General features: G+C 45.6%; 32 protein-coding genes and 3 pseudogenes. 29 read left to right on the plus strand and 6 right to left on the minus strand.

Features of this window, described 5'->3' with window-relative positions:
- The first annotated feature begins 6 nt into the window (after positions 1-6).
- The 5 genes from JCM10519_RS12590 (at position 7) to JCM10519_RS12605 (ending at position 3158) form a co-directional block, all read left to right on the plus strand.
- The gene (locus tag JCM10519_RS12590) at positions 7-855 is read left to right on the plus strand and encodes an SDR family NAD(P)-dependent oxidoreductase (protein WP_054739569.1); all 849 of its coding nucleotides are present in this window, start codon (positions 7-9) and stop codon (positions 853-855) included.
- Positions 856-1122: 267 nt separating this feature from the next.
- Complete coding sequence (locus JCM10519_RS12595; RefSeq protein WP_347844055.1) at positions 1123-1731, plus strand: hypothetical protein; 609 nt, start codon at positions 1123-1125, stop codon at positions 1729-1731.
- Positions 1732-1790: 59 nt separating this feature from the next.
- Entirely contained in the window at positions 1791-2531 is a 741-nt protein-coding gene (locus tag JCM10519_RS12600; RefSeq protein ID WP_054739573.1) for a HAMP domain-containing protein, read from the plus strand.
- Positions 2506-2643: a hypothetical protein gene (locus JCM10519_RS29495; RefSeq protein ID WP_347844056.1), complete on the plus strand. Its 138-nt coding sequence runs from the start codon at positions 2506-2508 to the stop codon at positions 2641-2643. Before JCM10519_RS12600 ends, JCM10519_RS29495 begins: the two co-directional genes overlap by 26 nt.
- Positions 2631-3158, plus strand: a complete 528-nt coding sequence (locus JCM10519_RS12605; RefSeq protein WP_347844057.1) for a methyl-accepting chemotaxis protein — start codon at positions 2631-2633, stop codon at positions 3156-3158. Before JCM10519_RS29495 ends, JCM10519_RS12605 begins: the two co-directional genes overlap by 13 nt.
- An 81-nt stretch (positions 3159-3239) precedes the next feature.
- Here JCM10519_RS12605 and JCM10519_RS12610 read toward each other — a convergent pair whose 3' ends face one another.
- The gene (locus tag JCM10519_RS12610) at positions 3240-3437 is read right to left on the minus strand and encodes a hypothetical protein (protein ID WP_054739577.1); all 198 of its coding nucleotides are present in this window, start codon (positions 3435-3437) and stop codon (positions 3240-3242) included.
- Positions 3438-3621: 184 nt separating this feature from the next.
- Between JCM10519_RS12610 and JCM10519_RS12615 the strand changes: the two genes are divergently transcribed.
- The gene (locus tag JCM10519_RS12615) at positions 3622-4143 is read left to right on the plus strand and encodes a LytTR family transcriptional regulator DNA-binding domain-containing protein (RefSeq protein ID WP_054739578.1); all 522 of its coding nucleotides are present in this window, start codon (positions 3622-3624) and stop codon (positions 4141-4143) included.
- Between the two features lie 251 nt (positions 4144-4394).
- On the opposite strand, the gene JCM10519_RS12620 is transcribed toward JCM10519_RS12615, so the two are convergent.
- Complete coding sequence (locus JCM10519_RS12620) at positions 4395-5228, minus strand: aldose 1-epimerase family protein (RefSeq protein WP_347844058.1); 834 nt, start codon at positions 5226-5228, stop codon at positions 4395-4397.
- 412 nt (positions 5229-5640) lie between these two features.
- On the opposite strand from JCM10519_RS12620, the gene JCM10519_RS12625 reads away from it, so the two are divergent.
- The 19 genes and pseudogenes from JCM10519_RS12625 to JCM10519_RS12705 all read left to right on the plus strand — a co-directional run bounded on the left by JCM10519_RS12625 (position 5641) and on the right by JCM10519_RS12705 (position 21915).
- On the plus strand, positions 5641-6357 hold the full coding sequence (locus JCM10519_RS12625) for a transglycosylase domain-containing protein (RefSeq protein WP_054739580.1): 717 nt from the start codon (positions 5641-5643) through the stop codon (positions 6355-6357).
- A gap of 84 nt (positions 6358-6441) precedes the next feature.
- Positions 6442-7110 carry an exonuclease domain-containing protein gene (locus tag JCM10519_RS12630; RefSeq protein WP_054739582.1) on the plus strand — a complete coding sequence of 223 codons (669 nt, stop codon included), beginning with the start codon at positions 6442-6444 and terminating at the stop codon, positions 7108-7110.
- A gap of 107 nt (positions 7111-7217) precedes the next feature.
- Positions 7218-7439, plus strand: a complete 222-nt coding sequence (locus JCM10519_RS12635; RefSeq protein ID WP_054739692.1) for a hypothetical protein — start codon at positions 7218-7220, stop codon at positions 7437-7439.
- The gene (locus JCM10519_RS12640) at positions 7427-7963 is read left to right on the plus strand and encodes a GNAT family N-acetyltransferase (protein WP_054739584.1); all 537 of its coding nucleotides are present in this window, start codon (positions 7427-7429) and stop codon (positions 7961-7963) included. The genes JCM10519_RS12635 and JCM10519_RS12640 overlap by 13 nt, the downstream gene beginning before the upstream one ends.
- 226 nt (positions 7964-8189) lie before the next feature.
- Complete coding sequence (locus JCM10519_RS12645) at positions 8190-9806, plus strand: ABC transporter substrate-binding protein (protein WP_347844059.1); 1617 nt, start codon at positions 8190-8192, stop codon at positions 9804-9806.
- Positions 9807-9833: 27 nt separating this feature from the next.
- A pseudogene (locus tag JCM10519_RS12650) lies at positions 9834-10845 on the plus strand (ABC transporter permease).
- A complete protein-coding gene (locus JCM10519_RS12655; protein ID WP_054739586.1) occupies positions 10842-11666 on the plus strand; it encodes an ABC transporter permease subunit in 825 nt (274 codons plus the stop codon). The pseudogene JCM10519_RS12650 and the gene JCM10519_RS12655 overlap by 4 nt, the downstream one beginning before the upstream one ends.
- Positions 11555-12483 (plus strand): annotated as a pseudogene (locus tag JCM10519_RS12660) (ATP-binding cassette domain-containing protein). Before JCM10519_RS12655 ends, JCM10519_RS12660 begins: the two are co-directional and overlap by 112 nt.
- Entirely contained in the window at positions 12435-12545 is a 111-nt protein-coding gene (locus JCM10519_RS29500; protein WP_347844060.1) for a hypothetical protein, read from the plus strand. The pseudogene JCM10519_RS12660 and the gene JCM10519_RS29500 overlap by 49 nt, the downstream one beginning before the upstream one ends.
- A gap of 66 nt (positions 12546-12611) precedes the next feature.
- The gene (locus JCM10519_RS12665; RefSeq protein ID WP_054739588.1) at positions 12612-13223 is read left to right on the plus strand and encodes an ATP-binding cassette domain-containing protein; all 612 of its coding nucleotides are present in this window, start codon (positions 12612-12614) and stop codon (positions 13221-13223) included.
- A gap of 18 nt (positions 13224-13241) precedes the next feature.
- The gene (larB, locus tag JCM10519_RS12670; protein ID WP_054739590.1) at positions 13242-13985 is read left to right on the plus strand and encodes a nickel pincer cofactor biosynthesis protein LarB; all 744 of its coding nucleotides are present in this window, start codon (positions 13242-13244) and stop codon (positions 13983-13985) included.
- A 1-nt stretch (position 13986) separates the two neighbouring features.
- Positions 13987-14715 (plus strand): LarC family nickel insertion protein, encoded by a 729-nt coding sequence (locus JCM10519_RS29505; protein ID WP_347844061.1) that lies wholly within the window; start codon positions 13987-13989, stop codon positions 14713-14715.
- A complete protein-coding gene (locus JCM10519_RS29510) occupies positions 14690-15199 on the plus strand; it encodes a LarC family nickel insertion protein (RefSeq protein WP_347844130.1) in 510 nt (169 codons plus the stop codon). The genes JCM10519_RS29505 and JCM10519_RS29510 overlap by 26 nt, the downstream gene beginning before the upstream one ends.
- Positions 15199-16029 carry an ATP-dependent sacrificial sulfur transferase LarE gene (gene larE / locus JCM10519_RS12680; RefSeq protein ID WP_054739592.1) on the plus strand — a complete coding sequence of 277 codons (831 nt, stop codon included), beginning with the start codon at positions 15199-15201 and terminating at the stop codon, positions 16027-16029. Before JCM10519_RS29510 ends, larE begins: the two co-directional genes overlap by 1 nt.
- A gap of 702 nt (positions 16030-16731) precedes the next feature.
- Positions 16732-18171: a beta-Ala-His dipeptidase gene (locus JCM10519_RS12685; protein ID WP_054739694.1), complete on the plus strand. Its 1440-nt coding sequence runs from the start codon at positions 16732-16734 to the stop codon at positions 18169-18171.
- 82 nt (positions 18172-18253) lie between these two features.
- Positions 18254-20175 (plus strand): annotated as a pseudogene (locus JCM10519_RS12690) (oligopeptide transporter, OPT family).
- Entirely contained in the window at positions 20165-20518 is a 354-nt protein-coding gene (locus tag JCM10519_RS12695) for a PqqD family peptide modification chaperone (RefSeq protein ID WP_054739594.1), read from the plus strand. Before JCM10519_RS12690 ends, JCM10519_RS12695 begins: the two are co-directional and overlap by 11 nt.
- A gap of 142 nt (positions 20519-20660) precedes the next feature.
- Positions 20661-21023 carry a hypothetical protein gene (locus tag JCM10519_RS12700; protein WP_054739596.1) on the plus strand — a complete coding sequence of 121 codons (363 nt, stop codon included), beginning with the start codon at positions 20661-20663 and terminating at the stop codon, positions 21021-21023.
- Complete coding sequence (locus JCM10519_RS12705) at positions 20956-21915, plus strand: glycoside hydrolase family 3 N-terminal domain-containing protein (protein ID WP_054739598.1); 960 nt, start codon at positions 20956-20958, stop codon at positions 21913-21915. The genes JCM10519_RS12700 and JCM10519_RS12705 overlap by 68 nt, the downstream gene beginning before the upstream one ends.
- A gap of 73 nt (positions 21916-21988) precedes the next feature.
- Here the strand turns inward: JCM10519_RS12705 and JCM10519_RS12710 are convergent, their stop codons facing one another.
- The 4 genes from JCM10519_RS12710 to JCM10519_RS29515 form a co-directional block, all read right to left on the minus strand.
- A complete protein-coding gene (locus tag JCM10519_RS12710) occupies positions 21989-23536 on the minus strand; it encodes a S8 family peptidase (RefSeq protein WP_347844062.1) in 1548 nt (515 codons plus the stop codon).
- 211 nt (positions 23537-23747) lie between these two features.
- Positions 23748-24194, minus strand: a complete 447-nt coding sequence (locus JCM10519_RS12715) for a hypothetical protein (protein WP_054739601.1) — start codon at positions 24192-24194, stop codon at positions 23748-23750.
- Between the two features lie 69 nt (positions 24195-24263).
- On the minus strand, positions 24264-24995 hold the full coding sequence (locus JCM10519_RS12720; protein WP_347844063.1) for a LysR family transcriptional regulator substrate-binding protein: 732 nt from the start codon (positions 24993-24995) through the stop codon (positions 24264-24266).
- Complete coding sequence (locus tag JCM10519_RS29515; RefSeq protein ID WP_347844064.1) at positions 24946-25194, minus strand: LysR family transcriptional regulator; 249 nt, start codon at positions 25192-25194, stop codon at positions 24946-24948. Before JCM10519_RS29515 ends, JCM10519_RS12720 begins: the two co-directional genes overlap by 50 nt.
- Before the next feature lie 192 nt (positions 25195-25386).
- Between JCM10519_RS29515 and JCM10519_RS29520 the strand changes: the two genes are divergently transcribed.
- Genes JCM10519_RS29520 through JCM10519_RS29535 form a run of 4 tightly spaced genes read left to right on the plus strand, consistent with a single transcriptional unit; the run spans position 25387 to position 26994 of the window.
- A complete protein-coding gene (locus JCM10519_RS29520; RefSeq protein ID WP_347844065.1) occupies positions 25387-25752 on the plus strand; it encodes a hypothetical protein in 366 nt (121 codons plus the stop codon).
- A complete protein-coding gene (locus JCM10519_RS29525) occupies positions 25685-26221 on the plus strand; it encodes an ABC transporter permease (protein ID WP_347844131.1) in 537 nt (178 codons plus the stop codon). The genes JCM10519_RS29520 and JCM10519_RS29525 overlap by 68 nt, the downstream gene beginning before the upstream one ends.
- Positions 26214-26678, plus strand: coding sequence for a hypothetical protein (locus JCM10519_RS29530; RefSeq protein ID WP_347844066.1), 465 nt, complete (start codon positions 26214-26216; stop codon positions 26676-26678). Before JCM10519_RS29525 ends, JCM10519_RS29530 begins: the two co-directional genes overlap by 8 nt.
- Positions 26641-26994: an ABC transporter permease subunit gene (locus JCM10519_RS29535; protein ID WP_347844067.1), complete on the plus strand. Its 354-nt coding sequence runs from the start codon at positions 26641-26643 to the stop codon at positions 26992-26994. Before JCM10519_RS29530 ends, JCM10519_RS29535 begins: the two co-directional genes overlap by 38 nt.
- The last annotated feature ends 6 nt before the right edge of the window (positions 26995-27000 follow it).

The following is a 27000-nucleotide window of genomic DNA, read 5'->3' on the forward strand; positions in this document are numbered from 1 at the left end:
ATTCATATGGCATTATCATTTGGAACGGATTTAAGCGGCAAGGTAGCAGTTGTAACAGGAGCAGGCGGAGTGTTATGCGGCATGTTCGCAAAGACTCTTGCAGAAGCGGGAGCAAAGGTTGCGGTTCTGGATTTAAACGAAAGCGCTGCAGAGGGAATTGCGGCTTCTATTAATGAGGCAGGCTGTAAGGCAAAGGCTTACAAGGCCAATGTTCTGGAACGGGCAAGCCTTGAGGAAGTTCATGCAAAGGTTTTGGCAGAGCTTGGTCCCTGCGACATCCTGGTAAACGGCGCAGGCGGTAATAACGCAAGAGCCAATACGGATAAGGAATATTTTGAGATGGGAGACATTGAGGCGGATACAAAATCCTTCTTTGATCTGGACCAGTCCGGTGTTGAATTCGTTTTCAATTTAAACTTCCTTGGAACCCTGCTTCCCTGCCAGATTTTTGCAAAGGACATGATTGGCAGAGAGGGCTGCAGCATCTTGAATATTTCATCCATGAATGCTTTTTCTCCCCTTACAAAGATTCCGGCATACAGTGGCGCAAAAGCTGCTGTCAGCAACTTTACCCAGTGGCTTGCAGTCCATTTTTCCAAGGTAGGTATCCGGGTAAATGCAATAGCACCTGGCTTTTTCGTTACAGCCCAGAATGAGAAGCTTCTGTTTCAGGAAGATGGAACTCCCACACCAAGGACCAACAAGATTCTGTCTGCAACTCCAATGGGACGTTTTGGAGAAGCGGAGGAATTAAACGGCGCCCTTTTATTCCTTTTGAATCATGCGGCAGCAGGTTTTATCACCGGCGTGGTACTGCCTATTGACGGCGGATTTTCCGCTTATTCCGGCGTATAGTCAGAATATTAAAAATATCAGCCTCTTCCATCGGATCGCAGTGGGCAGCGCCGGGCCGGGAAGGGGCTATTTTTTTGTCAATGGATTTTCACCAAAGGAAAAAAATAAAAAAATACTTGGTTGTAATTTCTTTTTAACAAAAATTCGACAAAAATCTTTTCCATTTTCTGGATGCGTTGACAAATGGTTACAAAATATTGTATAATGAGAAAAACCATAAACAAAGTGTTATGGTTTACATTTACCAAAGACGAGGAGCATAAGGCAATGAAGACATCGGGGGAAAAGAAACGAAACCTGAAAGCGTTACTAGCGACGAAGAAAGTGAAGGCGGAAAAAATAGGAAATAAAAGTACATTCCTGAAATCACTGAAGATGAAGATGCTGGCATTCATTATCGCAATTATTTTGGGATTGGCTGTGACCAACATGGTGATCAGTATTACAGTCAGTTACAAAGGAATCACAGATGTTGTGAAAAATGATTTGGAATCAACGGGTAAGCTTGTAAACAGCCTGGTAGTACAGAACTTGAATCAGATGAAGCTAAGCGTTGAGGCCAGTTCACAGGGCGGAAGTTTAAAATCCATAAATTCCAGGGTTGTAACGGAATACCTTTCCAACCAGTGCAAGCTTTACGGTTACAAAGACCTTGAAGTGATCAGTATGGATGGCACGATTACCCGAAGTGCAAGCGGAGAGAATATCGGCGGGAAATACGAAGTCACAGGATACCTTGAAAAGGCCATGAATGGTGAGACCAGCATTTCCACCACGGAATATAACAACAACAACGAATTGGTGATCCGTGTTGCGACTCCTTATGAGTATGGAGTTCTTTTGGGAACTTATGACGGCTCCGTTTTAAGTGCCTGATCAGTGACTTAAGGATCGGAGAGAGCGGCAATGCCTTTATTATTGACAATACAGGAACCATGATCGCCAATATAACACCAGAGCTGGTTCATGACCGCCAGAATTTTATTGAGCTTGCAAAGTCAGATAAATCTTATGCTTCTGTAGGCCGTATGTTCCAGACCATGCTCAGTGGAAAAACGGGAACTGGCAATTACGAATACAAGGGAGACAACCGTTTTTGCTTTTACAGCCCGGTAACAGGCAGCGATGGCTGGGCTTTGGGCGTGGCAGCATCGGTTAAGGAAACCACCGCTTCCATCTATATAGTAGTTTTTGCAATGGGCGTGTTTGCCGTCATATCAATCGTGGTTGGCTGCTTCCTGGCATTCTGGTTCGCAGGATCCATTGCAGGTCCGGTATCAGCCATTGCAGCGAGAATGAAGCTTTTTACAGAAGGAGATTTGTCCAGCGAAGTTCCGGTTGTAAAGCGCAGGGATGAGATCGGCCAGCTTGCCGATGAGATTACCAGTTCCGTACATAGCGTTAAATCCTATATCACTGAGATCGCAGCCGTATTAGGAAATATCGCATCCGGAGATTTCAGCCAGTCTGTTGGCATGGAATTCCAGGGAGATTTTAAGGTGATTAAAGAATCCATTGACAGAGCGGAAGACTTACTTTCAAAGACCATGGAAACCATCAGTATTTCTGCGGATGAAGTGGCAAAGGGCAGTACAGGTGTCCCAGGGGGCGCAGAATTTAAGCCAGGGTTCTGTGGAACAGGCAGCTTCTGTGGAAGAGTTATCTTCCTCAGTTAATGAGATATCTAACAGCCTTATGAGCACTGCAAAGGCTGTGGAAGATGTGAATAAGCAGGCAGGACGGGTAGGAGAAGCCATGGAGAGCGGAAATGCCAGATGCATGAAATGATGCAGTCCATGGATCAGATCAGCAGAAAATCCAAGGAAATTGAAAAGGTCAATAAGCTGATCGAAGATATTGCCTTCCAGACAAATATTCTTGCACTGAATGCCGCCGTAGAAGCAGCCAGGGCAGGCGAAGCCGGAAAAGGCTTTGCAGTTGTTGCAGATGAGGTCCGCAATCTTGCAGGCAAGAGTGCCAATGCAGCAAAGGATACCTCCAGCCTGGTGGCAGATACCATTGCAGCTGTTAATACGGGAACCAGCATTGCATCATCAACAGGGGAAACATTAAACGGAGTTCTTTCAGAAACCAAGAGCATGGTTTCCGCCATTCGCAGATCCGCAGAGGAACTGAAAGAGCAGAGTGATAAGGTTACCCAGGTTACCTATGGAATTGAGCAGATTTCTTCCGTAGTTCAGAATAACTCTGCTACCGCAGAGGAAAGCGCTGCCGCCAGCGAAGAATTATCCGGCCAGGCAGAAGGCTTACGGGAATTAATGAGTAAATTCCGGCTGCGTTAAGGCTTTGGAGTTTTAGAATATTAAAAAATAAGAAGGCCCTCTTAAGGGGTCTTCTTATTTTTGGATTCATTTTCTCAGTCCTTATCCACATTTTTTTGCATGGGGAATGTAGGGATAAAGGTCTTCATATGCTTCCAGTTCAGCTTCGGACTGTGGAGCCGAGGGAATAAGTCCCGTGCAGTCCATAGCGGAGCAGGTCTGAATATCGATATCATAATTATTATTGGAGGTTAAGGATTCAGACTTCTTTTTATTGGTCTCTTTTTTTCCTGATTTCATTTCATATTCTCCTTCCGGCAGTCTAATAGGAATCTCTTCTGTTAGTTTGAGGAAAAACAGCGTAATTATTCGTTGCCTGTATGATCTCTTTTATTTTTGCGTTATAAGATCCGCTGGAAACCGTTGTATAGAATAAAGGACAGCATTGTTCATGAGTCAACGAGTATTACAGGGGGAAATAAATATGAAGATTGCCTTTTTTACAAATGAAAAACAGATGCCGGGGTTAGAAAAGGCCTGTCCCGGTAATTGGAGCTGCCTGTCAAAGGTTGATTATTTCCCCATAAAGGAGGAATATTTCCCGACGTTGGAATGTGCCGTGTATGACATGATTATAATTTTTCCAAAAGGAAAAAAAGGCTTTTGCCAGGAAAAATATTCTGTAATCTTTAACGGCCAGTCCTGCATCCTGGATACCAGGGATATTCTTTACCTGGAATCCTATTACCGGAAAACCAGCATAGTGGCGGGCAGCGGAAGGATGCGGATCCGGGCAAGGCTTGATGAAGAGGAAGAAAAACTTCCAAAAGACCGGTTTGTCAGGATCAGCAGGCATAACATCATCAATATGCAATATGTGAGGAATGTAAAGGGAGAGGCTGTTGAGATGCAGAACGGGGAGGTTCTGTATGTCAATGGCCGTAGAAGAAAAAGGTTTGAAAAAATATACAGGGACTTTTTAAAAGATAATTGTATGATATTGTAGAAGCATTTAAAAGAAGCGCAATAATTCCATTAAAAAGCGCAAACCGCCTTGCGCTGGATAAAAGACCATGATAATGTTATTCCTATCTAAGAGATAAGAGTTTTATTCCAAAAGTCGGCAGATCACATCTAAATCCATTCTACATATTCTGTAAAATCAGGACAGGCAGCGAGAATCCGCCGATTTCGCTGCCTGTTTTCTTTATGAAAGAATCCCTATGGAAAGGCCATAGCTTTTTATATTCCCTGGACTTAAGGTCTGCACATGGTTCTTATGGATGAATTCATCATCTTCCGTAGCATAGATGGCAGAACCATTCCATGGCTCCACACAGATAAAGGGAGCTTTTGCAGGATAAGGGGTCCAGAAGCTACGGTTTCAAAGCCTGGAAAGGAAACTTCCACGCCCCGGCCTGTTTTTCTGTTTACAATGGAAACTTTTCTGGACTCTAAATCGTCAAAATAAATAGCATCATTTTTAAATAATTCACGGTTCAGGGAAAGGGTATTGGTTCCTTTCAGCTGATCGATCCTGTTTTCAGGGTTAAATTCCAGATGTTCGGAATCATATACCATGCTGGATATGGTTTCCTCTTTTTCAAACAACAGACCATAATCTTCAAATACAGCCCTATCCTCCATGGGGCAGTTAAAGCCAGGATGAGCGCCCAGACAGTAGTATATGGTCCGGTCATCGGTGTTTTCCACCTGGTATTCCATGAATAAGATTCCGTCTTTGAGCGTATAGGCCAGACTTAAACGGAAGGAATAGGGATAAATCTCTTTTGTTTCTTTGGAATCCCGGATTTCAAAGGTCACGGATGTGTTTGTCTGCTCAGAGGCGGTAAAATCCATTTCCCGGCAAAAGCCATGCTTGGGGATTTCCCATGTCTGCCCTTCCAGCCGGGTACGGCCGTTTCTGCAATTTCCTACAATGGGGAAAAGAAGAGGAGAGCATTTGCCCCAGAACTGGGGATCTCTCTGCCATATGTATTCCGTGCCGGCAGAATCTTTGAATGAGATGAGCTGGGCACCGATGGAATCGATGACAGCTGTTGCTTTGGAATCGTGAAGTGTAACCAGCATTTTAAAATTACCTCGTTTCTTTGTTCAGTTGTTTTACCTTTTGAATGGCCGTTTTCAGCCTGATCTTATGATAAGTATACTAAATAAGAAAAGAAAATTCTATGGGTTTTGCAAAAATTAACAATTCCAGCGATTGCCGGCTTTTTCCTTAGTTTCATTAATTTGTAAGAACTGGTAAGGGATTTGTCAGAACATGTCCGAAAACTTTAGGGAAATATAAGGAATTATTCCTGTTTTTAGTGGAACTCTATGATACAATTTAATCACAATCATAACATATCATATAACAAAGCCCCTTCCAGGGATATTTGAATGCCAAAAGGCCGTGGGAGGATAATAGGAAATACTATGCGGGTATACCTGTATGCCCAAAAAGCATGGGCAAAAAAAGAGGAAAGGAGGCAGTGGTTCTATGAAAGTTGGAACATTTATAAGAAGAACTTTATTTTTATTGATGACGGTATGTCTATTGGCCGGATTCACTGTGACATATAAGGGGTATGAGATGTACCGGGAAGCACTTTTAGAAACCGGGCTTAAGGACCGGGTGGAGGCTATCCGGGATAAGGAAGGATACACGGAATACGAAAACCTGCCCCAGATTTATGTGAATGCCGTTTTATCCGTTGAGGATCACCGTTTTTACCAACATAACGGAATCGACCTGATCGCCATTGCCCGGGCCGCTGCAAATGATATCAGAGCAGGGCGGTTTGTGGAAGGCGGCAGCACCATAACCCAGCAGCTTGCTAAGAACTTATATTTTGACCAGGACAAAGAGATTGCCAGAAAAGCAGCTGAAGTGTTCATGGCCTTTGACATCGAGAAGAATTATACCAAGGATGAAATATTTGAATTGTATGTAAACTGCATTTATTTTGGGGACGGATATTACAGCGTGGGGGATGCCAGCGAGGGCTATTTTAAAAAGGAGCCTGTGGAAATGACTGAATATGAGAGCACTCTTTTAGCCGGTGTTCCTAATGCCCCTTCCAGATACGCTCCGTCCAAGAATCCAGCCCTGGCGGAGAAAAGGCAGATGAAGGTCCTCCAAAGAATGGAGGAGTGCGGCTATTTTTCAGCGGAAGAGGCGGAGACCGTTGCAGAGCAGATGGTGGCCATTCGTTGATTTTTGCTTGATGAATGAAAGGATAGAGGATATAATGGAGGTGTTACATATATCCTTTTTACGTACAAAAGAATGGAGGTATCTATGTCCATCAGACAGTTTACAGGCACACGTTTAAACCAATATGCAAACAATTACGTGGTATTTGATTTAGAAACAACAGGCATCAGCGCCGAAGAAGATTCTATTATTGAGATTTCCGCCATCAAGGTGAGGGAGCATAAACCTGTTGCCGAGTTTAATACACTGGTTAATCCTGGGACCCATATTCCGGCTGGAGCCACTAATGTAAATGGAATTACAGATGACATGGTAAGGGAAGCGCCTGGACTAAAGGAGGTTCTGCCGGATTTTCTCTCTTTTATTGAAGGGGAGATTCTGGTAGGGCATAACATTCAGTCCTTTGACCTGCTTTTCCTTTACAGGGCAGCAGAGGAGCTTCTGGGAAGAGAGGTGGCCAATGATTACGTTGACACTCTTTTTATGGCAAAAGCCTGTTTACCCCAGCTAAGCCGCTACCGCTTAACGGATATTTCAGCATATTTTCATATTGATACAGAGGGAGCCCACCGGGCACTTGCTGATTGTATCATGAATCAGAGGTGCTACGAGCATATGGGAAAGCTGGATCATAAAGTGGAGGCTGAGATCTGCCCCCAATGCGGCGGAGTGCTTAAGCGCCGCAGCGGAAAATTCGGGGAATTTTATGGCTGTTCTAATTTTCCCCAGTGTCGTTTTACAAGGAATGTTTAAGAAGGGGGCTATGAGTGTTAGCTCTGCAGGCAATGAGCAGGGCTCAGGAATGCAGGAATCAGCAGGATGCATAGACTGGTTACATAATGGAAGAAAGGGGAAACAGTATGGAGGATAAAAATTTATATAATAAGATCATGCTGATCGCATTTTGTCTGATTGTGATTTTGCTTTGTGCAGGTATGTACAGCTGGTTTCATGGCGGGAGCACCGCGCCGGAGATGGGAGTGCCTCAGGAAAAGGTTCAGGTCCTTCAAGGGGAAGCCCGGGAGTTCAAAGGGCTTTGGGAGACTGTCGTTTTTGAGGAAAATGGTATATGGAATTTTTGATTGAAAGGGCAGTCCCTGAGGATTATCAGACCATGGCTGAGGTGATCCAGTCGGTTTGGCAGCAAATCCAGGAAAAGGAATGGTTTGTTGCCGATGATCCGGAATACATATTCCATATGCTTAAGGAGGGAAACGGGATCGGTTATAAGGCATTTGAAAAGGATTCCGGGGCCCTGGCAGGTGTATTTATTGCTGCGCTGCCGGGAAAGGGAGATGAAAACCTTGGCCGTGACATCGGCCTTCCCAAAGAGGAGCTGGGAAAAGTCGCCCATATGGAGACGGTTGCCATTCTCTCCGGATACCGGGGAAACGGTCTTCAGTACTCCATGATGAAAACCGCGGAGGAAGAACTTTGGAAACAGGGTTACCGGTATTTGATGTGCACGGTTCATCCGGAGAACAGATACAGCAAAAATAATATAATAAAACAGGGTTATAAGGTCGTCCTGACCAAAGAAAAGTACGGCGGATATTTAAGAGATATCTTATTGAAGAAACTTTCATTAAATACCGGGACTTTGTAAACATTTGAATAAAAAGCCGTTGACGTATGGGTGATTTTTACGTATACTTTTTCTTAAGGGCTGGCAGAAGTCACCACTGATAGGAAAGCTAAAAATCTGATCGTAAATAAAAACAGATACCAGGAAGGTATGGGTATTCCCAAGGAATACGTATGACTGTTTCTGGTATCTGTTTTTCTTGCAGTAATACCGGATACGGAAAAATTTCTTATGGAGGAGGAGAACAATGATAAAGCATAGGTATGGGCTTGCTGCTGCTTTGGTACTGTCTGCCATGGTTATGAGCGGCTGCGGAAAGGCCGCCGGGACTCAGGAGGGGAAACAGGCCCAGGCAGTGACAAAATCAGCGGAAGCAGATAATGCAGGGAAAAAGGACGGGGTCGTTGTGGTGATGAACGTCAGTTCAGAGCCTGAGGCAGGATTTGATCCGGCTTATGGCTGGGGAGCAGGGGAACATGTTCATGAGCCATTGATTCAAAGCACCCTTACTGTCACTGATAAAGATTTAAAAATCGGTTATGATCTGGCAACGGACTTAACGGTCAGCAGCGACGGACTGACCTGGACCGTAAAGATCCGGGATGATGTTTTCTTTACAGATGGGGAGAAACTGACCGGACAAGATGTGGCATTTACTTATAATACATTGAGAGATACCAGTTCGGTGAATGATTTTACCATGCTGGACAGGGCTGAGGCAATCGATAACACGACCGTGGTATTCCATATGAAGCATCCCTATTCCATCTGGCCTTATACCATGGCTGTGACTGGAATTGTGCCGGAACATGCATATGGGCCTGATTATGGGGAACACCCCATCGGATCCGGCAGGTACATATTAAAACAATGGGACAGAGGGCAGCAGGTGATCCTGGAAGCTAATCCGGACTATTATGGAGAAGCGCCAAAGATGAAAAAGGTCACGGTCCTCTTCATGGAAGAGGACGGGGCTTTGGCAGCGGTCCAGTCCGGTCAGGCGGATATTGGGTATACGGCTGCCTCCTATACGGACCTTACGGTGCCAGGCTATGGGCTTTTGGACTGCAAGACCGTGGATAACCGGGGCTTTAACCTTCCGGCCATTCCTTCTGGAAGCATATCCGAAGAGGGAGTTCCTCTTGGAAATGATTTTACCAGTGATGTAAGGGTCAGAAGGGCGATCAACATCGGAATCGACCGGGAGGAAATGATAAATAACGTGCTGAACGGCTACGGCAGTCCAGCTTACAGCGTTTGTGATAAAATGCCATGGTATGAGCCTTCTGCAAAGACGGAGTATGACCCGGAAGGGGCCGGGGCATTGCTTGATGAGGCAGGCTGGATAATGGGCAGCGACGGAATCCGGGTGAAAGATGGTAAACGGGCGGAGCTTCATTTTCTCTATACGGCAGGAGATTCCGTAAGGCAGGCTCTTGCGGCGGACACCATCAATCAGTTGAAAAAGCTGGGAATTGACGGGCAGATGGAAGGTGCAGGATGGGATACCGCCTATGACAAAGCCCAGTCACAGCCTTTGATCTGGGGCTGGGGCGCCCATACTCCCATGGAGCTATATAATATTTACCATACCATGGAGGAAACAGGGCTGGCTTCCTATTCTCCTTATGCCAGTCAAAAGGTGAACCAGTACATGGATGAAGCTCTTGCGGAAAGTGATCTGGAAAAATCTTATGAGCTTTGGAAAAAAAGCACAGTGGGATGGGGAAACAGGCATTACCCAGAGCGGAGATATTCCCTGGATATGGCTTGTGAATATCGATCATTTATATTGGGTAAGGGATGGATTAAAGGTTGCGGATCAGAAGCTTCATCCCCATGGGCACGGCTGGACTATTGTTAATAACGTGGATCAGTGGAGCTGGGAACCATGAAATGCAGCCTGCTTGGAAGGAAAAACCTTTGGTTTTTACTGAAACAGCTTGGCCGGATGGCAATCCTTCTTTTTCTGGTAAGCGCAGCGGCTTTTTTTCTGGTAACGGTTTCTCCCATTGATCCTTTAAAGGTCAATGTGGGCCAGGCAGCTCTTGGCTCCATGAGCCAGGAGCAGATCGCAAAGCTTTCGGAATACTGGGGAACTGACTTACCGCCGATAGAACGTTTCCTTTCCTGGGCCGGCGATTTTTTTAAAAGGGGATATGGGAACCTCTCTGTTATACCGCCAGCCCGTATCCCATGTGATTGGTGTGAAGCTGTCAAACTCTCTTTGGCTGATGGCAGTTTCCTGGCTGGTTTCCGGGGCAGCTGGTTTTGCCCTGGGAACACTGGCAGGCGCAAACAGGGGGAAAACAGTGGATAAGGTGATCTCTGCTTATGCGCTCATGACTGCAAGCACTCCTGCTTTTTGGCTGGGCCTGGTGCTTTTGATGGTGTTTGCTGTCTGGCTTAAGCTGCTTCCCATTGGGTTAAGTGTTCCCATAGGCATGGAAGCGGCAGAGGTTACGTTAAGGAATCGGGTGGTGCATGGGATTTTGCCCTGCCTGACCCTTTCCATTTCAGGAATGTCCAGCATCCTTCTTCATACAAGAGGGAAAATGATTCAGGTTATGGAAAGTGATTATGTTCTTTTTGCAAGGGCAAGAGGAGAGTCCAAAAGCCAGATCGTATTCCGGCACGGAATCCGAAACGTTCTTCTGCCTGCCCTGACCCTTCAGTTTGCTTCGGTCAGCGAAATCTTTGGAGGTTCGATCCTGGTGGAACAGGTATTTTCCTATCCGGGACTGGGCCAGGCGGCTGTAACAGCCGGACTTGGCGGTGATGTACCCCTGCTTCTGGGAATCACAGTCATTAGTGCTGCCATTGTATTTACAGGGAATTTTACGGCAAACCTGCTTTACGGCGCGGTGGACCCAAGAATGAGGAAAGGGAGGGAAGGCGTATGAACCAATGGAATAGCCGGAAGTCCATGATCTGCCTCCTGGCGCTTTTTACTGTTCTTTTGGCGGCTGTGGCCATTGCCGGGCAGTTTTACAGGACAGAGGCCCTGGTCACTGATTTTTCCAGAAAGAATCTGCCGCCCTGCTTTTCCCATCCCTTTGGCACGGACTGGATGGGCCGGGATATGTTTGCGCGGACCATGGCTGGTCTTTCCATGAGCATCCGCATTGGTCTTCTCACAGCAGTGGTCAGCACAGTGATCGCCTTTTTTCTGGGGCTTTTTGCAGCGTCCATGGGAAAGGCGGCAGATGGGCTTGTAATCGGGCTCATTGATCTTGTGATGGGGATTCCCCATATTCTTCTGCTGGTTTTGATCTCCTTTGCCATGGGAAAAGGCTTTAAGGGCGTTGTGGTGGGAATCTCCCTGACCCACTGGACCTCCCTTGCAAGGCTTATCAGGGGAGAAGTTCTTCAGCTTAAGGAGAGCCAATACATAAAGATTGCCCGTAAGCTTGGCCACGGTGGATTTGAAACAGCCCTTAAGCATATGACGCCTCATTTGATCCCACAGCTTTTGGTGGGGCTTGTGCTGTTATTTCCCCACGCCATCCTTCATGAGGCCAGCATCACGTTTCTTGGCTTTGGGCTATCCCCGGAGCAGCCAGCCATCGGCGTGATCCTGTCAGAAAGCATGAAATACCTGGCAATGGGAAAATGGTGGCTGGCCCTGTTTCCGGGGATGTTTCTGGTTGCTGTTGTCCTGCTGTTTCATTTAACAGGAGAAATGGTGAGCAGACTTATAGACCCGGGCTTTGTGCATCAATAGGAGGGAATGGATTGGAAGTGAAGAAAACGGTTTTATCGGTAAAAAACCTGTCAGTTTCATTTACCCAATATGAACGGTGGATCCAAAGGACAACTCTTTTGGCTGTCAAGGATGTGAGCCTGACTGTAAAAGAAGGGGAGCTGGTGGCTGTAGTGGGTTCCAGCGGCTCGGGAAAGAGCCTGCTGCTCATGGAGTGCTGGGAATCCTGCCTTATAATGCTTCCTGGTCAGGGGAGATATCTTATTATGGGGAAAAGCTTACGGAAAAACGGATGGAAGGGCTTCGGGGAAAGGAGATCGTTCTGGTTCCCCAAAGCGTTTCCTATCTGGATCCTTTAATGAAAGCAGGAACTCAGATCAGAAAAGGAAAACGGGATCAGGGCAGCAGGAACGAAAGCCTTAAGACCCTTAGGAGATATGGACTTGATGAGACTGTGGAAAAGCTCTATCCCTTTGAGCTGTCAGGGGGAATGACCAGAAGAATCTTAATTTCCACTGCGGTCATGGAAAGGCCTAAGCTGGTCATAGCAGATGAGCCTACCCCAGGTCTTCATCTGGAGGCGGCAAAAAGGGTTTTGTCCCATTTCCGGGAAATGGCTGATGAGGGAGCAGGTGTGCTTCTCATCACTCATGATCTGGAGCTGGCGCTTAAGGTTGCGGACCGGATTGTGGTATTCTATGCAGGAACCAGCGTTGAGGAGCTTCTGCCGCTGATTTTAAGGAGGAAAGATTTCTTCGCCATCCATATTCAAAGGCTCTTTACAGGGCTATGCCTGAGCATGGATTTTGGGCGGTGCCGGGAACCCAGCCTTATTTAAAGGACCGCCCCTCAGGCTGCCCCTATGCCCCAGGTGTGAGCTTCGGGAGGCAAGGTGTTTAAGGGAAGTGGAGTACGTTGGCCTGGAGGGCGGAATGGTCCGGTGCATAAAGGCAGAGGAGGAATAAGGTGAGACTGGAAGCGAAAAACATATCATTCCGGTATGATAATGGGAATAAGCAGATATTAAATAATCTGTCTATGTACATGGACAGCGGCGAGCGGCTGGGGCTGGTTGCGCCCAGTGGCTTTGGGAAGACCACCTGCTGTAAAATTCTTGCCGGATATGAAAAGCCGGACAAGGGAAAGGTGCTTCTTGATGGGAAGCCCCTTTCTTCCTACAAAGGATATTGTCCGGTCCAGATGATCTGGCAGCACCCGGAAAGCTCCGTAAACCCAAGGCTTAAGCTTAAGGAGGTTTTAAAGGAGGGGGACGGGGTGGAAGACCAGGTGATAAAAGGGCTGGGCATTGAACCGGAATGGTTAAACCGGTACCCTTCCGAGGTCTCGGGAGGTGAGCTTCAGCGCTTCTGCATAGCCCGGGCACTGGGCGGGAAAACCAGGTTTCTCCTTGCGGATGAGATCAGCACCATGCTGGATTTGATCACCCAGAGCCAGATCTGGAATTTTCTCATATCAGAAGTGGAGAGACGGGGAATCGGCCTTTTGGTAGTCAGCCATTCCCAGGGCCTTTTAGACCGTGTATGTACAAGAAGACTTGATTTGAATGGAACACCGTAAGAGGAGGAAGTCGGGATAATGGATATTAGAGATATGCTTAACCAGGTAAAATCAGGTGAAATGGAAATCAGGGAAGCAGAACAGCTGTTAAAGGATCTTCCTTATGAGGACCTGGGCTATGCAAAGCTGGATCACCACAGGGCGCTTCGTTCCGGCTTTGGGGAGACAGTTTTTTGTCAGGGAAAGCCGGATCAATACCTGGTGGAGATTTACAGGAAATTTTATGAAAGAGACGGTGAGGTGCTGGGAACCAGGGCCTGCAAAGAGCAATTTGAACTGGTAAAATCCGTTGTGCCGGAGGTTTTGTTTGATCCCATATCCAGGATCTTAAAGGTGGAGCGGCCGGGTAAAGAGAGAAAGGGGTGCGTGGCAGTCTGTACAGGCGGTACGGCAGACATCCCCGTAGCGGAGGAAGCGGCACAGACTGCGGAATATTTCGGCTGCCATGTGGACCGGATATTTGATGTGGGGGTAGCCGGGATCCACCGTCTTCTGTCCCAGAGAGACAGGATCAGGAATGCCAGCTGTATTATTGCGGTGGCAGGGATGGAAGGAGCTTTGGGAACGGTGATCGCCGGACTGGCAGACTGTCCGGTCATTGCGGTTCCTACCTCGGTAGGCTACGGAGCCAGCTTTCATGGGCTGTCCGCTCTTCTTACCATGCTGAATTCCTGCGCAAATGGAATTTCCGTTGTAAATATTGATAATGGATACGGGGCCGGGTATATTGCAACACAAATCAATCGACTGGCGGTGAGATAAAATGGGAAAAGTACTGTATTTGGAATGTAATTCAGGAATCAGCGGCGATATGACGGTAGGCGCTCTTTTAGACCTGGGAGCGGATAAGGACGCTTTAACAAAGGCTTTGCAAAGCCTGGGGGTGGCTGGCTATCAGCTTCACTTTGGCAGGACCAGGAAATGCGGGTTGGATGCATATGATTTTGACGTTCTTCTGGAAGATGAAGGGCATGGACATGAGGGGGATCACGGACATGACCATGACAACCTCAAAGTCCACCGGAATCTTCAGGATATATATACTATCATCGACCGGCTGGACTCCGGCAGCAAGGTAAAGGCAATGGCAAAGCAGATGTTTGGTATGGTGGCAGAAGCAGAGTCAAAGGCTCATGGAATCCCTGTGGAAGAGGTTCATTTTCATGAGGTGGGAGCCATTGATTCCATTGTGGACATCATCAGCGTGGCGGTTTGTGTGGACAGCCTGGGAGTGGATGAGATCGTGGTATCTCCTCTGGCGGAAGGTTATGGCAGCGTCCGGTGCCAGCATGGCGTTATCCCGGTTCCTGTTCCGGCAACGGCCAACATTGCGGCGGCCCATGGCCTGAAGCTTCGTTTCACGGACAATGAAGGGGAGATGGTGACTCCCACCGGAGCAGCCATAGCGGCGGCTCTCGGGACAAGAAAAAAATCTTCCCTCCTCCTTTCAGATCTTAAAGACAGGGATTGGTGCAGGAAAAAAGGACTTTAAACAGGCAAACGTTCTGCGGGCCATGCTTCTTCTGGAGGAGGAAGAAGGAGCAGGAGAAAATATGTGGGTTTTGGAAGCCAATATTGACGACTGCAGCGGGGAAGCCTTTGGCTTTGCCATGGAATCCTTATTGGAAGCAGGAGCGGCTGATGTCTGGTATACCCCTGTTTTTATGAAAAAGAATCGTCCTGCCTATATGCTCAGCCTGATCTGCCGGGAAGAGGAGATAAGCAGAATGGAAGATATCCTGTTTATACAGACTACCACCATCGGAGTCAGAAGATACCCGGTATCCAGAACCATTCTGGACCGGAAAAAAAGGAAGGTCATGACAGAATTCGGTGAGACGGAGGTGAAAGTCTGTACCTACAAAAGCAGGACGTTCTGCTACCCGGAATTTGAAAGTGTAAGAAATATCTGCAAAGAAAATGGACTGGATTACAAGACCGTATACAATGTTATACGCAGGGAGGCGGAGAAATAATGGAGGAGAACATTCTGGAAATAAAAATGAGGCTGGAACAGATGATGGCGGATTATGCCAAAGAGGATATCTGCCTGGCTTTTTCCGGAGGAGTGGATTCCAGCTTATTGCTGAAGGCAGCGGCAGATGCCGCAGGAAAGACAGGAAAAAACGTTTATGCAGTAACCTTTGACAGCCGTCTCCACCCTTCCTGTGATTTAGAGATCGCAGCCAGAGTGGCAAAGGAGCTGGGAGGAGTTCATAAAGTGGTTTCCGTCAATGAGCTGGAACAGGAGGAGATACGTTATAATCCGGTAAACCGGTGCTATCTGTGCAAAAAGAAGCTGTTCCAGTCTTTGAAGGATTTTGCACAGGAAATGAACATTCCTTATATCATGGATGGGACCAACGAGGATGATCTTCATGTTTACCGTCCTGGAATCAAGGCTTTAAGGGAACTGGGGATCATCAGTCCCCTGGCTGAGCTTCACATCACCAAGTCCCAGGTCAAGGAACTGGCCTCAGGGTATGGAATCTCCGTGGCGTCCAGGCCTTCTGCCCCATGTATGGCGACCCGCCTTCCTTATAATACGGAAATTGATTATGATATTCTGAACCGCATTGGAAAAGGAGAGGAATTTGTAAGTTCTCTTGTGAAAGGAAATGTGCGGCTGAGGCTTCATAAAGACATTGTCCGCATCGAGGTGGACCGGGACGCGATGGGAGAAGTGATGGAAAAGAGTAAGGAAATTATCTCTTATCTAAAGGAATTGGGATTTACATATACCACCATGGATTTGGAAGGATTCAGGTCCGGAAGCATGGATGTGGGGATTGAGCCCATTAAGTAAAAATGATTGTACTTCTTTATGAAGTTACTGATATCTCTGTGTTGATTTTTGATTTCATACTGATACGAAAAAAATGCGGTTCCATGTCAAGGAAACGCATTTTTCGTATATTTAGTATTCTCTATTCCAATGATATATAGAGTTATAATAAATCAAAGGTTCCTTGTAAGCTTATTCATTCTTTTGCTTCCCTTAAGGCAGATTATGTTTCACAATATGGCTGCCTCATCTGATGTATCAAGACGTTTTCACAACCTCAATTCCTGGCAGCAGTACCATAGACGCTGAATTTTTTTGATAGGAACCGGAAATGCTGTATGAGGGCTTCAGACAATGGGGTTTTCCTTCTGCATTATAGAATGGTGTACATAATTCAACAGTATTCTCGATCAATGTCGGTTTATATCAAGAGATATAGGAAATATCCAAAAGATTGGGCGGTGTGTCTAATACGGTTTTATTAATTATAACCTAAAAAACAAAATGAAACTAAAAAAATAATGTAGAATTATGATATTAAATGTAAAATTAAGAAGAAAGTTAATGTGAAAATGCACAATTAATTCTATTGTACTTTGAGTTTGTTTGTGCTAATATATAAATAGGTTTTTTTGCCCATAATCCTGTTTTTTTTAAACACATGGAGGGCAAATTTTTTAGTAAAGGAGATAATATACCGTGGGTAGCAGAACATTGGAAAACATGGAACCGGTGGAAGTGTTTCAGTATTTTGAGGAAATTAGCAGTATTCCCAGGGGTTCGGGAAATGAAAGAAGAATCAGCGATTATCTGGTTTCTTTTGCCAAGGAACACAAGCTGGAGGTCATTCAGGATAAAGCTCTGAATGTGATCATCAAGAAGCCAGGCACCAAGGGCTATGAAGAGAGTCCCGGCGTTATCATTCAGGGGCATATGGATATGGTATGTGAGAAAAGGCCTGACGTAACCCATGATTTCATGACAGACCCCATTAAATTGAAAATCCATGGAGATATGATTTACGCAGACGGTACAACTCTTGGAGGAGACGACGGTATTGCGGTCGCCATGGGGTTAGCGGTTCTGGCATCGGATACACTGGAACACCCTCCCATTGAATTGTTAGTTACCACCGCCGAAGAGACCGGAATGGATGGTGCCCATGCGCTGGATCCTAAAAACATATCGGGCAAAACCCTTATTAATATCGACTCAGAGGAAGAAGGAATCCTGACGGTAAGCTGTGCAGGCGGCTGTTCCTCTAAAATCAATATTCCCATAATATGGGAGGGCGCAGACAGCAGCAGGGCTGCTTATGAAATTGAAATTACGGGCCTGCAGGGCGGCCACTCCGGAGTGGAAATACATAAGGGCAGGGCAAACGCCAATAAATTGATGGCCCGGCTGCTGAAACGTGCATGTTCGGAGACAGATTTACATTTATGCTCCATAAACGGAGGTTCCAAGCACAATGCCATTGCCCGCGATGCACAGGCTGTTGTGTGTGTAAATCCAGAGGAAGTCCCAGAATTAAAAGAGCATATCTCCAGCCTGGAACAAATATTTAAGGATGAATACAAAGCAGCGGATCCGGATATCAAAATCGAGCTAAAGCCGGTTGATCATATGCCGGAACGAATCATGTCGAAAGATACAAGGGAAAACATCGTTAATTTTATGTATCTGATTCCAAACGGAGTCCAGAGCGTAAGCATGGATATTGAGGGCCTGGTAGAGAGCTCATTGAATCTGGGGGTAGTTGAGACAAAGGGAGACAACATTGAAATCATCAGTTCCATAAGAAGTTCCGTGGGAAGTATAAAGGATAATATTTTCCATATCGTAGCCGCCATTGCCGGCCTTACAAACGGAAAGGTGATTGCTGAGTCGGATTACCCGGAATGGAAATATAATTCCGATTCAAAAGTAAGACTGCTTTTTACAGAATTATACGAGAAATTATTTGGCGAAAAACCGCTGATCAGCGCGATTCATGCCGGACTCGAATGTGCGATTTTTGATAAAAAGTTTGAAGGAAAACTGGATATGATATCCGTTGGGCCCACAATAATCGGGGTGCATACTGCGGAGGAACATTTAAGCATACCATCAACCCAGAGGACATGGAAGTATTTGACAGAAGCACTGAAAGCCCTCAAATAGCAGCAGAAAGATCGTTAATAATTAAAAATTAATTTGTGCCAATAACTGATCGAAATATGATGAATATAAGGGAGTACTGTGTATGAATCAAAAATTATCTAAAGGCGCATATGGCGGTGTAAAAGGGCAAGATTACGTACCATATGTTTCCCCAAAATCCGGATCGGGTGGAAATATTGCGGTATTAATCATTGGTATAGCTCTGTCTGCATTGTTCGCCGCATCAACAGCTTACTCTGGCATGAAAGCAGGCCTTACTGTTGCTGCCGGAATACCGGGTTCCATATTAGGTTCTGTATTTATTGCCATGTTTGCCAGGGAAAAAGGAATTCTTGGAAAGACACTTCTTCAGGGAATGGCCAGCGGCGGGGAATCCATTGCCAGCGGCATGATATTTGTTTTTCCTGCAATTCTTTTGATCGGTTCCCGGGTAACATTTCTGGAAGGCCTTGTGATCGGTGTGGGCGGTGCTTTATTTGGCATAGGAGCAGCTTCTCTGGTCTACAATTATTTGATCGTGGAAGAGCATGGAAAATTAATGTATCCTGAGTCAATGGCTATTTCAGAAACCTTAGTCGCCTCGGAAGGGGCCAAGGATTCCCTGAAATTTATGGGAATCGGATTTGGAATCGGCGGTTTAATAACCGCAGTAACCAGCTCATTCTTAAATATCACCAACAACGTGATCAGCTTTGTGCATGAGCCTTTTTACAAATGGAAATTTCAGCTGGAAGTGAACCCTTTGCTGCTTGGGATAGGATTCATCGTGGGAATGGAAGTATCCTTGACCATGTTTGCCGGTTCCATCTTATCTAACTTTGCCATTACGCCTCTCATCGGTTATTTTGCTTCTTTAGGCAGTGGCGGTCCGGCCGTGTGGAATAATCCTTCTGTAAGCGTAAACGCTATGGGAGTGGGCGATATAGCAGGCAGCTACGTAAAATATATCGGTGCAGGCATGATGCTTTCCGGCGGTCTGATCGGTGCCATAAAACTGATTCCAACGGTTATCGCTTCCATAAAGGAAACCATGAATGCCAGAGGAAAAGGCTCCGGCGGCGCTGGATCTTCTGTTGAAACTGTTATTTTACTGTCAGGTATTATCGTAGGCTTTATCGGCGGTTTCCTGGTATCAGGCGGCAACATTGCCATGGCTGTACTGGTTCTGTTTTATCCATGGTGCTGTCTTTGATGTTTGTAATTGTTTCCGGCCGTTTAACCGGTACCATCGGAACTTCAAACCTTCCTGTATCCGGTATGACAATTGCTTCCATCGTTATCGTAACATTACTGTTTGTGGGATTAGGCTGGAAGAGCGTAGATGATAACAAGGCTCTGTTGTTATTCGGTTCCTTTATTGTTACTGCAATCGCTGCAGCAGGCGGTTACTGCCAATCACAAAAAGTTTCTTTTATCATTGGTGGAAGCAAAAATGAAATGCAGAAATATTTTGCAATATCTTCTATTGTAGGTGTTGTGGTAGTTACCTGTGTTATTTTATTGCTTTCCGATCAGCTCTCAATGACTGGTGACAATGTTCCGTTTGCATTGCCTCAGGCGAATTTAATGGCAACATTGACAGCCGGAATCATGTCGGGTCAGTTGCCCTGGGTCATGATCATCTGCGGCATTATAATGGGAATCGTTTTATTTTTACTGAGACTCCCTGTAATGACAGTTGCAATCGGGTTTTATTTGCCGATATCCACAACTTCCATCATTTTGCTAGGAGCCCTGGTTCGCTTCTTCGTTGAGAAATATTCCAGAAATGAAAGAGAAAAGGAAGCGAAAGTTTCTAATGGTGTAAGCCTGTCGTCAGGGCTTGTTGCCGGCGGATCAATCATTGGACTTATCGGAATCGTTTTACAGGTAACTGGCATCATCAGTGGTGCAGGCCCAAGCGGATTTGCAAATTCAAATGGAATGGCATTTATCTTATTGATCATTCTTGTAGCAGCGACCGCTATACCGCTTTTTAAGAGTGAAGTGAAAAATGCGAAATGACAATGATGAGGTTTTAAATTTAATATTTAAGATTTCCGATAAACTGGAATACGAGGTTGATAAAAACGGCATTGTGACCATGCTTATAAAACAGGATCATAAGATTCAGCAGGTTTTTAGAAAATTCGGTTTCAAAATTCCGGAATATAAAAGAATTGCAATGGATGAGTATGGAAGCTGCGTCTTTCTTCAAATTGACGGCAGTAAGACCATTAGGGAAATTGGAAAAAGCCTTGAAGAAACGTATGGTGACAAGGTAGAGCCGCTGTATGAAAGACTGCTGTTATTTGTCAGTCACTTAGAGCAGCAATTTCACTATATCGAAAATACCAGCAAGGTGTAAGAAGGAGTCTGCAAAGCAGGCAGATCGGTGTCGGGAATTAAGCCCTGGCACCGATCTTTTTTTGTGTGACTCTTGACCGCTGCCGGCAGGAACGATATAATTATCATTAAATTCTTTTACCGAATGGTGAGAAAGGACTTTGATGAAATCAAATAAATATATGTTTTTCTTTGTGCTCTTACTCCTGCCGATTTTTTTAGCGGGCTGCGGGAGACGTTTCCCGGATTATAGCAGTCAATCCGGCAGCCTGAGCACTGAAGAATCAAAAACGGCTGCAAACGGAACAGATGGTCATACTTCAGATCCTGGGGAACCTACAATCCATATTTCAGCCACAGAGTCTTCTGAGATAGAAGATACGGCTGGACAGACGGATTCTTCCTCCGGCAGTGATTCCTATGAGGTAAGAGCAGGAGAGCTGCTCTCCGGCATGACCCTTGAGGAAAAGGTGGGGCAGATGTTTTTTTGTCCGCCTGCGCAAAGCCAGTGCTGTTCAGGATATTGAGAAGTATCATTTAGGCGGCTATATCCTGTTCGGAGACGATTTTAAGGATGAAACCCAAACCGGCATTCGGGATTTTATTAAGAGCTGTCAGAATGCCTCTTCCATCCCCTTGCTCATGGGAGTGGACGAGGAGGGCGGGACCGTGTGCCGTGTCAGCAAATACGCGGCTTTCCGTTCGGAACCGTTTAAATCTCCTCAGGATTTGTATAAACAGGGCGGCTTTGAAGCCATTCAGGCCGATACCAGGGAGAAGGCTGCCCTTTTGCTTGGACTTGGGATCAATGTTAATCTGGCTCCTGTCTGCGATGTCTCTGTGAATCCGGATGATTTTATCTACCGCCGGTCTTTTGGCCGGGAGGCAGGGGAAACGGCTGATTATGTCAGAACCGTTGTCCGGGAAATGAAAAAAGCAGGGATCGGAAGCACACTGAAGCATTTTCCCGGCTATGGCAGCAATGAGGATACCCATTCGGGGTCCGCAGTAGATACCAGGGATTATAAACAATTTCTCCAGAGCGACTTCCTTCCGTTTGAGGCCGGAATTGAAGCCGGAGCCGGCAGTGTTCTGGTTTCCCATAATATCGTGACTTCAATGGATGAAGAACATCCTGCCTCCCTTTCCCGTGCTGTTCATGATAAATTAAGGGAATCCCTGAACTTCAATGGAGTGATTATGACTGATGACCTCAGTATGGATGCCATTAAGAACAGTACTTCGAATGCGGCTGTCCTGGCCATTGCTGCAGGGAACGACTTACTGATTGCGACTGACTTTGACGGAGACATTCCGGCTGTCTTAGATGCCCTGAATAATGGGACGCTGAAAGAAGCACAGATTGACGCTTCTGTAATCAGGATACTGGTCTGGAAGCTTAAATTGGGCATATTGTAAAAGTGCGGTTCACAGTGAACCGCACTTTTTCTGTATAATAAAACAATTTATGTTTTAAACACCATCAACTACTTTAAAAAAAGTTACTAATTTCCACCTTTCCATAACCCCATATGTTATTTGGATAAGCATTGTTATCGCCGCGCATTGCATTCCAAATCAACTGCCGGTTAATAATGTTGCCGGTCATCTGGATATAATTCCTTCTGACAACTGCCCATTCAAAAACCATTGCCATAATGCCTGCCGTGTGGGCCGCCGCTGTTCCTGTTCCTGTGGCAGTGCCGTATCTATTTCCCGGAAGTGCACACGGAATACGATAGCCCGGAGCTGCAATATCAGGCTTAATTAATCCTATTCTTGTGTAGCCTCTTCCTGATTCTTCCAGAATGTTGTTGTCGAACTGATTATAGGCGGTAACGGTCAGCAAGCTTCGTGCATTTCCCGGAGAAGTTATCGTAACGTCTGGATCTGAATTTGTAAAGTATGTTTCGTCTGAGATCAAGCCTCCTGTTGGGAGCCATGCATGAAAGGAGAAGGAATCATTATTGAGATTTTCCGTATGAATATGCCAGGTTCCTGGTATGGTATTTTTGAAACGCAGCAGGATGAGCTGGTCTCCGGTGTTTTGCTCAAAAATAATATTATTTATCCAGATGTCTGTCTGGCTTAAAGGGAAGGTATAATTTATGCAGCTATTTATTGCCGGAGGAATTAATTGGGTAGACTCATGGGTGGGTGAGGTGACACTGATGGAGACCTGTGCCGGAGAATATGCCCAGATTTCCATGGAGAACATACTGTCATCATTTCCTACATTTAATTCAAAATCATTGTAAAAGAGTTGGGGTACAGGGGCATGAAAATAATGTCTTCGTTTGTTCCCTTCATTTCCGGCAGCAACTGCAACCGCAATTCCGGGAATCTGTGCCAGGTCATCCAGATAGCTGCTTAAAGGGCCGTTTCCGTCGTGTCCGCCCTGGCTTGACCCAAGGGCAATGCAGATGACGATTGGTTTATTCAATCCCTGGGAGACAGAAACCAGGTAACGTGCGGCAAGCATAATATCAGATTCCTGAAAACACAGAACATCCTCTGGTACTAAAAAAATATCCTTTAAATTTTGTTTGGCTTCTTTCAGTTTTACCACGATCAGATCAGCTTCCGGGACAACACTGTGGAGTCTATTGTCATTGGTTGAGGTACCGGCTACAATGCTGGAAATTACCGTGCCATGGCCATTGGTATCAACTGAAGGAACGATGGATAAAGGATCATTGGACTGTAAAGCCTGATTTATTAAATCCCTGCTGTATTCGGAACCAAATGTAAAGCTCTCCGGGGGGGCGCCGCTTTGTATGGTCTGATCCCATATTGACTGAATGCGGGTGGTTCCGTCTCTGTTTTTAAAAGCCTGGTGCTGGTAATCAATGCCGGTATCTATAATTCCTATGAGTACATCTTTTCCAAACAGGCTTAAAGCAGGATTGGTCTGAACTGCTGTAATTCCGGATTTGTCTATACTTGCCAGTGAACTCAGGGTATAAATTGACGAAAAGCGGCTGTAAGGATACAGCCCTAAGTCACAGACGTTCATGGATTCTATCGGGATATGTTCCAATGAAAGCCTTACATTAAGGTGAGTAAAATTATGGTAAGTTGGATATAGTGGAATGAGAGCGTTATTTATGAATAAATCGTAATAATTATTATCAAGTATTTTTTTCCAAAATCAAGCCCCCCTTTATATCTAGTGTCTCACATAAATTTATGCAAACAGATACAAATTATGAATAAGAAGCCTTTGCTACGGAATAAGGCATTGATTTTTGTCAAAGCCCCCTGCATTCATGCTGTCCTGATATATTTTTTTCCAGCTTTTCCAGGTGAAAGGTTCCTTCATTTACCTGGTAATATTTTTTTGTATCCGGCAGATAGAACATGCCTGTTTCGTCCACATTCACTGCTCCGGTCTGGCCGTCAGTGCTGGAAAAATAGATCTGGTAGGTGGTGGCACTGTCCAAGCTTCCGTCCGGGGCCTCTTTTAAAGAGAAGCCGTGAAACAGATCCGCCACCCTGGCTATGGTTTCCTTGTTCTCGTCATAAAAGGAATAACAGATGGAACCATAATATATGGAAACGGATTCGGTTTTTGATATGTCAACGGGAATGCCTGCAAGCTCCTTTGCCGCCTCTTTTTTTCTGGCTCTGGCATGAGGTAAGGGATAACAGCAGCAGGATAATAAGGAAAAAAAGTTTTGTGTATTTTTTTTAGCCATAGGAAACCTCGCTTTTTATTCTATATTACCATAAGTTCCCGGAAAAGCAAAGATAAGGGAAAGAAAGCATTAACCATGCTTTGTCTGGTAATAACCGGCCAGAATATTCAGATAGGCCTTGGCGTATTTAGGCAAATACCGGTTTTTCTGGTAAGCGGCTATAAGGGTGTTTTCAATTCGTTCTTTTCCAATGGAAAGGCAGACAGAGGAACTGGGTTCCCTGTCTTTTAAATAATGATAATAGCTTTCAGGAGCAAAGGCGGCCCCCAGGCCTTCCATGGCAAGGCGGATGGACATTTCACTGCTTCTGGTATGAAGAAGGACATTTGGTTCCAGGCCGTAATCCTCAAAGAGTTTAAGAGCAAGTCCTCCCGTGTTCTGGTCCGGGTAGAGAAGGATAAAGGGTTCGCCTGCAAGAAGGCTTAGATCGATCCAGGGGTATTGAAAGCCTTCTTTCATTTCAGCCTTTTTTACCAGAGGATTTGAAGCGGACAGGACCAGAACCATCTCTTCTTTTCCTATGATCTGGTAATCCAGTCCGGTGGGAAATTCATGGACATTGTAAAATGTCAGGTCAACGGTGTGGTCGGTCAGGGTATGCTCGGCCACAAAGTTGACTTCCTCCATCATATTGACCGTGACATTGGGATACAGCTGGTGGAATTTTGAAAGGGTGGGACCGATCAGGCTGTTTCCAAGCATAATGGGAATGGCAATATTTAACCGTCCGTGGTTTTGATGCATAATGTCATCAAATTCCATGTCCCATTCCATGCCGTATTCTACGATTTTTTTCTGCATAATGGATGTAGCGTTCTCCGATGTAGGTTGGAAAATAACTGCTTCCAATCCGGTCGAAAAGGCGGACTCCAAGCTGATGCTCTAAGTTTTTTAAATATTTGCTTAAGGATGGCTGGGAGATAAACAGGGACTCCGCTGCTTTGCTGATGTTTTTTTGTCTGGCAATGGCCAGAATATATCTTGCTTCTTTCAGTTCCATAGGTATTCCTCCTTTTGCACAGGTGATGATGTGCTTCTATTATAGCTTTACTGCATAAAAAATATAGATTATATGTATTTGACGTACAGTATATCATAAATTATAATAAAAGTATAGATATAAATTAACACAGCTTATAAGTAATGATAAGTGTTGACAATGAATGCGTGTAAAACCCATGGGGAGGTCAAGATGAAGAAAAGTAGTGCATTTATAATGGTCGTGCCAGGGCTTGTGATTCTGGCAGTGTGTCTGTTTCTTCCGCTTTTAAGGGTATTGATCCCGTCTTTTCACACCGGAGATTATCCTTTCAGCGCCTATGTGGAATTTTTCCAGGATGAGTATTATCTTAAGATTTTCATGAGGACGGTTAAGGTCGCCTTCATCACTACGGCTGTCTGTATGACAGCAGGAGTTCCAACCGCGTATTTTATCAGCCGGTGCAGGAAAAAAATGGAGAGGGATTCTTCTGTCTGTCTCAATTTTTCCTCTGATGACCAATTCTGTCATCAGAAGCTTTGCCTGGATCAATATTTTAGGCAGCAACGGCATCATTAACCGGTTCCTTTTGGCAGCCGGCTTTGTAGAAAAACCTGCCAAGCTGTTATACACGGACTTTTCCATCATCATCGGCTCGGTTTACTTATTTCTGCCCCTGATGATCGTTACGGTGGCCGGTGTTATGGAAAACATTGATAATGACATGATGGAAGCAGCCCTCAGCCTGGGAGCGGACCGGTTCAAGGCTTTTATGAAGGTAATTTTCCCCATGAGCCTTCCCGGGATCATTGTAGGAGGTATCCTGGTGTTTACCGGGACTTTGACGGCTTATACCACGCCTCAGCTGTTAGGAGGCAATAAACATATGGTCCTTGCCACCTTCATCTACCAGAGAGCCATGAGCGTGGGAGACTGGAATGGGGCCGCGGTCATTTCCCTGATCATGATCGTCTCGACTCTGGTTGTTATAAAGGGACTGAATGCCCTGTCTGCCAGGCTGGACAGAAGAGGAGGAAGCCATGCGTAAAAATAAAATGCTTACGGTTTTTGCAGTGCTGGTATTCATGTTTTTGATCCTGCCCCTTGTGATCATTACCGTGACTGCTTTTGGAGAGGGCAGTGCCATAACCTTTCCTATTGAATCTTTTTCATTCCGTTGGTTTATCAATGTGTTTGCATTAAAATCCTTCCGGGTATCCTTTTTGACCAGTCTGGAGATTGCGCTCCTTGCTACCGTGGCCGCTCTTATAGCAGGAATTCCGGCTGCCTATGCCCTGGCAAGGTCCGGTATGAAGGGAAAGGGGATCTTAAAATCCATCTTCCTTTCTCCGACCATTGTACCTGGAATCGTAATCGGCTTTGTTCTTTATCAGTTTCTGGTGCTGACCTTAAGGGTCCCGGTATTTGCAGGACTTTTGGCAGGACATTTCATGGTGACTCTGCTATGTGATCCGGGTGGTGGGCTCCAGCTTAGACCAGTTTGACTTTTCAGTGGAAGAGGCGGCATGGAGTCTGGGCTGCACAAAAACGGGAGCATTTTTCCGGGTGGTGCTGCCTAACATTACATCAGGAATCTCGGCGGCTTTTATGCTTGCATTTATTAACTCCTTTAATAACATTCCGGTTTCCATGTTTCTCTCAGGTCCAGGGGTATCCACATTCCCTGCGACCCTTATGAATTACATTGAATATAATTATGACCCTACCGTGTCTGCGGTTTCCGTGCTTTTGATGGCCATAACGGTCCTTATCATGGTAATTGTTGACAGGACCCTGGGAATTGCCGCTCTGGCGAAATAGGAGGAA

The sequence above is a fragment of the Clostridium sp. NkU-1 genome, assembly GCA_001312405.1.

Excerpts from the sequence above, each read along its gene's own strand:
- JCM10519_RS12635 (WP_054739692.1), top strand. The coding sequence starts at position 7,218 with ATGGAGGATAAAAATTTATATAATAAGATCATGCTGATCGCATTTTGT.
- JCM10519_RS12625 (WP_054739580.1), top strand. The coding sequence starts at position 5,641 with ATGAAAGTTGGAACATTTATAAGAAGAACTTTATTTTTATTGATGACG.
- JCM10519_RS29505 (WP_347844061.1), top strand. The coding sequence starts at position 13,987 with ATGGGAAAAGTACTGTATTTGGAATGTAATTCAGGAATCAGCGGCGAT.
- JCM10519_RS29530 (WP_347844066.1), top strand. The coding sequence starts at position 26,214 with ATGCGTAAAAATAAAATGCTTACGGTTTTTGCAGTGCTGGTATTCATG.
- JCM10519_RS12700 (WP_054739596.1), top strand. The coding sequence starts at position 20,661 with ATGAAATCAAATAAATATATGTTTTTCTTTGTGCTCTTACTCCTGCCG.
- JCM10519_RS12685 (WP_054739694.1), top strand. The coding sequence starts at position 16,732 with ATGGAACCGGTGGAAGTGTTTCAGTATTTTGAGGAAATTAGCAGTATT.
- JCM10519_RS12600 (WP_054739573.1), top strand. The coding sequence starts at position 1,791 with ATGATCGCCAATATAACACCAGAGCTGGTTCATGACCGCCAGAATTTT.
- JCM10519_RS12605 (WP_347844057.1), top strand. The coding sequence starts at position 2,631 with ATGCATGAAATGATGCAGTCCATGGATCAGATCAGCAGAAAATCCAAG.
- larB (WP_054739590.1), top strand. The coding sequence starts at position 13,242 with ATGGATATTAGAGATATGCTTAACCAGGTAAAATCAGGTGAAATGGAA.
- JCM10519_RS12610 (WP_054739577.1), bottom strand. The coding sequence starts at position 3,437 with ATGAAATCAGGAAAAAAAGAGACCAATAAAAAGAAGTCTGAATCCTTA.
- JCM10519_RS29520 (WP_347844065.1), top strand. The coding sequence starts at position 25,387 with ATGAAGAAAAGTAGTGCATTTATAATGGTCGTGCCAGGGCTTGTGATT.
- JCM10519_RS12620 (WP_347844058.1), bottom strand. The coding sequence starts at position 5,228 with ATGCTGGTTACACTTCACGATTCCAAAGCAACAGCTGTCATCGATTCC.
- JCM10519_RS12695 (WP_054739594.1), top strand. The coding sequence starts at position 20,165 with ATGCGAAATGACAATGATGAGGTTTTAAATTTAATATTTAAGATTTCC.
- JCM10519_RS12595 (WP_347844055.1), top strand. The coding sequence starts at position 1,123 with ATGAAGACATCGGGGGAAAAGAAACGAAACCTGAAAGCGTTACTAGCG.
- JCM10519_RS29515 (WP_347844064.1), bottom strand. The coding sequence starts at position 25,194 with ATGGAACTGAAAGAAGCAAGATATATTCTGGCCATTGCCAGACAAAAA.
- JCM10519_RS12640 (WP_054739584.1), top strand. The coding sequence starts at position 7,427 with ATGGAATTTTTGATTGAAAGGGCAGTCCCTGAGGATTATCAGACCATG.
- larE (WP_054739592.1), top strand. The coding sequence starts at position 15,199 with ATGGAGGAGAACATTCTGGAAATAAAAATGAGGCTGGAACAGATGATG.
- JCM10519_RS12590 (WP_054739569.1), top strand. The coding sequence starts at position 7 with ATGGCATTATCATTTGGAACGGATTTAAGCGGCAAGGTAGCAGTTGTA.
- JCM10519_RS12655 (WP_054739586.1), top strand. The coding sequence starts at position 10,842 with ATGAACCAATGGAATAGCCGGAAGTCCATGATCTGCCTCCTGGCGCTT.
- JCM10519_RS12720 (WP_347844063.1), bottom strand. The coding sequence starts at position 24,995 with ATGCAGAAAAAAATCGTAGAATACGGCATGGAATGGGACATGGAATTT.
- JCM10519_RS12645 (WP_347844059.1), top strand. The coding sequence starts at position 8,190 with ATGATAAAGCATAGGTATGGGCTTGCTGCTGCTTTGGTACTGTCTGCC.
- JCM10519_RS12715 (WP_054739601.1), bottom strand. The coding sequence starts at position 24,194 with ATGGCTAAAAAAAATACACAAAACTTTTTTTCCTTATTATCCTGCTGC.
- JCM10519_RS12630 (WP_054739582.1), top strand. The coding sequence starts at position 6,442 with ATGTCCATCAGACAGTTTACAGGCACACGTTTAAACCAATATGCAAAC.
- JCM10519_RS29500 (WP_347844060.1), top strand. The coding sequence starts at position 12,435 with ATGCCTGAGCATGGATTTTGGGCGGTGCCGGGAACCCAGCCTTATTTA.
- JCM10519_RS12615 (WP_054739578.1), top strand. The coding sequence starts at position 3,622 with ATGAAGATTGCCTTTTTTACAAATGAAAAACAGATGCCGGGGTTAGAA.